Annotated in this window: 1 protein-coding gene; it reads left to right on the forward strand. The window is 60.0% G+C overall.

From position 1 onward, the window contains the following. Positions 1–533: efflux RND transporter periplasmic adaptor subunit (locus B2W52_RS09230; protein ID WP_286802653.1), on the forward strand; the 533-nt coding region annotated here is incomplete at both ends.

Consider the following 533-nt stretch of genomic DNA (forward strand, 5'->3'; position numbering starts at 1 on the left):
CTGAACCCGGCGCAAATGACCCTGGCCGATATTCAGATCAACCCACTGACTCCCAGAAAGGTCGATTATCAGCTTTACGCACCGGGGGAGATCCTTTCCAACGGTTACACCAGTTACCGAGTATCGCCCCGGGTGCCTTCCGTGGTGCTGCGCCGCCATGTCGCCCTCGGCGATCACGTCGAACAGGGTCAGCCGCTGGTTACTCTGTTCAGTGAAGCCGTGGCGCAGGCACAAGCCAATTACCGCACGGCCTGGCCTGAATGGCAAAGAGTAGAGGAACTTGGGCGCAAAACCGTGGGTGAACAGCGTTACATCACGGCCAAAACCAGCCTGGAGGCAGCCCGGGCGACGCTGCTGGCCTACGGCCTTTCGGCCTCGGACTTGCAAGCGTTGGTCGCTCCTCAGCAATCTGTTGCATTAGGGGAGTATATCCTGCATGCCGAGATTGACGGCGCGGTGCTCAGCGATGATTTCGAGCAGGGGCAGCGCATCGAGGCGGGCGCGCCCTTGATTGCGTTGGCCGATGAAAAGCA

Source organism: Marinobacter sp. UBA2498, from assembly GCF_002341575.1.
Lineage (GTDB): Bacteria > Pseudomonadota > Gammaproteobacteria > Pseudomonadales > Oleiphilaceae > Marinobacter > Marinobacter manganoxydans.